The sequence below is a fragment of the Pseudomonas sp. 2(2015) genome, from assembly GCF_000955865.1.
GTDB lineage: Bacteria > Pseudomonadota > Gammaproteobacteria > Pseudomonadales > Pseudomonadaceae > Aquipseudomonas.
Window position 1 is genome coordinate 1 of the sequence record NZ_JYOF01000031.1, and the last position, 3,522, is coordinate 3,522.

The window sequence follows — 3,522 nt, forward strand, 5'->3', positions numbered from 1 at the left end:
CACGAAATGGGCTTTGCCCGCCAGGTGTCCAGCGAAGTCGTCTTCCTGCACCAGGGGCTGGTCGAAGAGCAAGGAACGCCGCAGCAGGTTTTCGAAAACCCGACCTCGGCGCGTTGTAAACAATTCATGTCCAGCAACCGCTAACGGAGCAACACGCATGCAGACCTATAAGAAATTCCTCCTGGCCGCTGCCGCCACGCTGGTGTTCTCGGCCAATGCCATGGCTGCCGAGAAACTGAAGATGGGCATCGAGGCGGCCTACCCGCCGTTCAACAACAAGGACGCCAGTGGCCAGGTCGTCGGTTTCGACAAAGACATCGGCGACGCCCTGTGCGCCAAGATGAAGGTCGAGTGTGAAGTGGTGGTTTCTGACTGGGACGGCATCATTCCCGCCCTGAACGCGAAGAAGTCCGACTTCATCATCTCCTCGCTGTCGATCACCGACGAGCGCAAGCAGGCGGTGGACTTCACCGACCCGTACTACTCGAACAAGCAGCAGTTCATCGCCCCGAAAAACGTCGACTTCAAAACTGATCCCAAGTCGCTCGAAGGCAAGACCCTCGGCACTCAGCGCGCCACCCAGGCAGCTATCTGGCTGGACGATAACGGCGGCNNGTTCAAGGTCAGCCTGTACGACACCCAGGAAAACGCCTACCTGGACCTGACCTCGGGCCGCGTCGACGCCCTGCTGGCTGACAAATACGCCAACTACGACTGGCTCAAGTCCGACGCCGGTAAAAACTACGAGTTCAAAGGCGATCCGGTGAACGAAAGCGACAAGGTTGGTATCGCTGTGCGCAAAGGTGACAACGAACTGCGCAACAAGCTCAACGCCGCCCTGAAAGAAATCGTTGCCGACGGCACCTACGAGAAGATCAACAACAAGTACTTCCCGTTCAGCATCTATTGATTCGCCCCGACCGGCATTGCCCTGCAGGCAATGCCGGTCCCTTGAACAAACCTGCCCATGAATATTGATCTTTACGGATTCGGTCCGGCCCTGATGGCCGGGACGCTGATGACCGTCAAACTCGCATTGTCGGCCCTGCTCCTGGGGCTGGTACTGGGACTGCTTGGCGCCCTGGCCAAGACCTCACCCTACAAACCCCTGCAATGGCTGGGTGGTTTCTACTCCACACTGGTTCGCGGCGTGCCCGAGCTGCTCTGGGTGCTGTTGATCTACTTTGGCACCGTCAGCCTGATGAACCGGCTGGGCGAGCTTCTGAATATTCCCGGCCTTGAGCTCAATGCCTTTGCCGCAGGCGTAATTGCCCTGGGCCTGTGCTTCGGCGCCTATGCCACGGAAGTGTTCCGTGGTGCGCTGCTGGCGATCCCCAAGGGCCACCGTGAAGCCGGCCTGGCGCTGGGCCTGTCCAAGGGGCGGATCTTCTCCAGGCTGGTGCTGCCGCAAATGTGGCGCATCGCCCTGCCGGGGCTGGGCAATCTGTTCATGATCCTGATGAAAGACACCGCGCTGGTCTCGGTAATCGGCCTGGAAGAAATCATGCGTCATTCGCAAATCGCCGTGACCGTGAGCAAGCAACCCTTCACCTTCTACATGGTCGCCGCCATCATTTACCTGGGCCTTACCGTCCTGGCCATGACCGGCATGCACTTCATGGAAAAACGCGCCGGTCGCGGCTTCGCGAGGGCCAACCAATGAACTGGGAAGTCATCATCAAGTGGCTGCCACGCCTGGCCCAGGGCGCCACGCTGACGCTCGAGCTGGTCGCCATCGCGGTCATCGCCGGGCTGATCCTCGCCATTCCACTGGGTATCGCCCGCTCTTCGCGGCTCTGGTACGTACGGGCCCTGCCTTACGGCTACATTTTCTTCTTNNCGCCGCTGCTGGTGCAGCTGTTTTTGGTGTATTACGGGCTGGCCCAGTTCGATGCCGTGCGCAACAGCGCCTTGTGGCCGTACCTGCGCGATCCGTTCTGGTGCACGGTGCTGACCATGACCCTGCACACCGCCGCCTACATCGCAGAAATCCTGCGTGGCGCGCTGCAGGCCATCCCCCGTGGCGAGATCGAAGCGGCGCGGGCCCTGGGCATGTCCCGGGCCAAGGCAATGCTCTACATCATGCTGCCGCGTGCCGCCCGCATCGGCCTGCCNNGATCCTGATGCTCAAGGCCAGTGCCCTGGCGAGTACCGTTACCCTGCTGGAACTGACCGGCATGGCACGGACGATCATCGCCCGGACCTACCTGCCGGTGGAGATCTTCTTCGCGGCGGGCCTGTTCTACCTGCTGATCTCCTTCTTGCTGGTGCAAGCCTTCAAGCAGTTGGAACGCTGGCTGCGCGTCGACGCCTGCCAGGGTCGATAAACCTGTATAACGGGGCTGATCTCAGCCCCGTTTTCGTATCCGCTCATGACCACTGCCCTCCCCCTCTGCGCCGACCAACTGCTCAGCCGCTTCCAGGCGCTGGACGACTTTCTGCGCGAGCATCAGGCGCTGTGGCGGCCACGGCCTTTCACCCAGTTGCAACTGCCGTGGGAAACCCAATACCGAGCCCTGGCCGACTGGTTGCGCCAGCGCTCGTTGAGCGAGGCGGAAGCGGCGCACAATCACCCCGAGCAACTCGCTGCACCGGCGCCTTTTCCCCAGCTGGCACGCCGGGCGGCAGCGCTGTCTGCCATCGGCGAGTTATCCACCGTTGCCCTGCCCCCTGCTGGCCCTCGCCTGAATGTCGACGTGCCGGGGCGCAAATGGCAGCAGATCGAAGCCTTCGCCAGCCACCTGGGTTTTATCCACAGCCCACGGCACTGGCTGGACTGGTGCGCCGGCAAAGGTCATCTGGGCCGGCGCTTGCTGCAGCCTCATAGTCAGCAACTGACCTGCCTGGAATACGACCCGGCGCTGGTCGAAGCCGGCAGCGCCCTCAGCCAGCATCACCAACTGCCCGCCGAGCACCGCCTGCAGGATGTACTGGCCGATAGCGCCGCCCAGCAACTGAGCGCCGAGCACACCGCCGTGGCCCTGCACGCCTGTGGCGACCTGCATGTGCGCCTGATGCAACTGGCAAGCCTCAAGGGTTGCCGCCAACTGGCCATCGCGCCGTGCTGCTACAACCGCATCCAGGCGCCGCAGTACCAGCCGTTATCCACAGCCGCCAAGGCATCTGGCCTGCAGTTGTCGATTGATGATCTTGGCTTGCCGCTCAGCGAAACCGTTACCGCAGGTGCGCGGGTACGCCGCCAGCGTGACGAGTCCATGGCCAGGCGCCTGGGTTTCGATCTGTGGCAACGGCAGTTGCGTGGGGTAGATGAGTACCTGCCGACACCCTCGCTGCCGGTCAGTTGGCTGCACAAGCCGTTCGCCGACTACTGCCGGGGCCTTGCCGAACTCAAGCAATTGCAGCCAGGTGCCGAGCCTGATTGGCCAGCATTGGAAGCGGCCGGCTGGCAGCGCCTGGCCCAGGTGCGCAACCTGGAATTACTGCGCAATCTGTTCCGCCGCCCGCTGGAATTATGGCTGGTGCTGGATCGTGCACTGTTCCTGGAGGAACAGTCCTATCAGG

Annotated in this window: 3 protein-coding genes and 2 pseudogenes; all 5 read left to right on the top strand. The window is 62.2% G+C overall.

Annotated elements, in window-relative coordinates:
- Positions 1–144, top strand: a pseudogene (locus UB48_RS26485) (ATP-binding protein); the annotation flags it as partial.
- Positions 145–157: 13 nt separating this feature from the next.
- Positions 158–910, top strand: a complete 753-nt coding sequence (locus tag UB48_RS26490) for an ABC transporter substrate-binding protein (protein ID WP_045202305.1) — start codon at positions 158–160, stop codon at positions 908–910.
- A gap of 57 nt (positions 911–967) precedes the next feature.
- Positions 968–1,663: an ABC transporter permease gene (locus tag UB48_RS26495; RefSeq protein ID WP_045202307.1), complete on the top strand. Its 696-nt coding sequence runs from the start codon at positions 968–970 to the stop codon at positions 1,661–1,663.
- Positions 1,660–2,327: pseudogene (locus UB48_RS26500) on the top strand (ABC transporter permease). The gene UB48_RS26495 and the pseudogene UB48_RS26500 overlap by 4 nt, the downstream one beginning before the upstream one ends.
- 45 nt (positions 2,328–2,372) lie before the next feature.
- Positions 2,373–3,522: methyltransferase (locus tag UB48_RS26505; protein ID WP_045202309.1), on the top strand; the 1,150-nt coding region annotated here is incomplete at its 3' end.

Coding starts and splice junctions, on each gene's coding strand:
- UB48_RS26495 (WP_045202307.1), top strand. CDS start 968: ATGAATATTGATCTTTACGGATTCGGTCCGGCCCTGATGGCCGGGACG.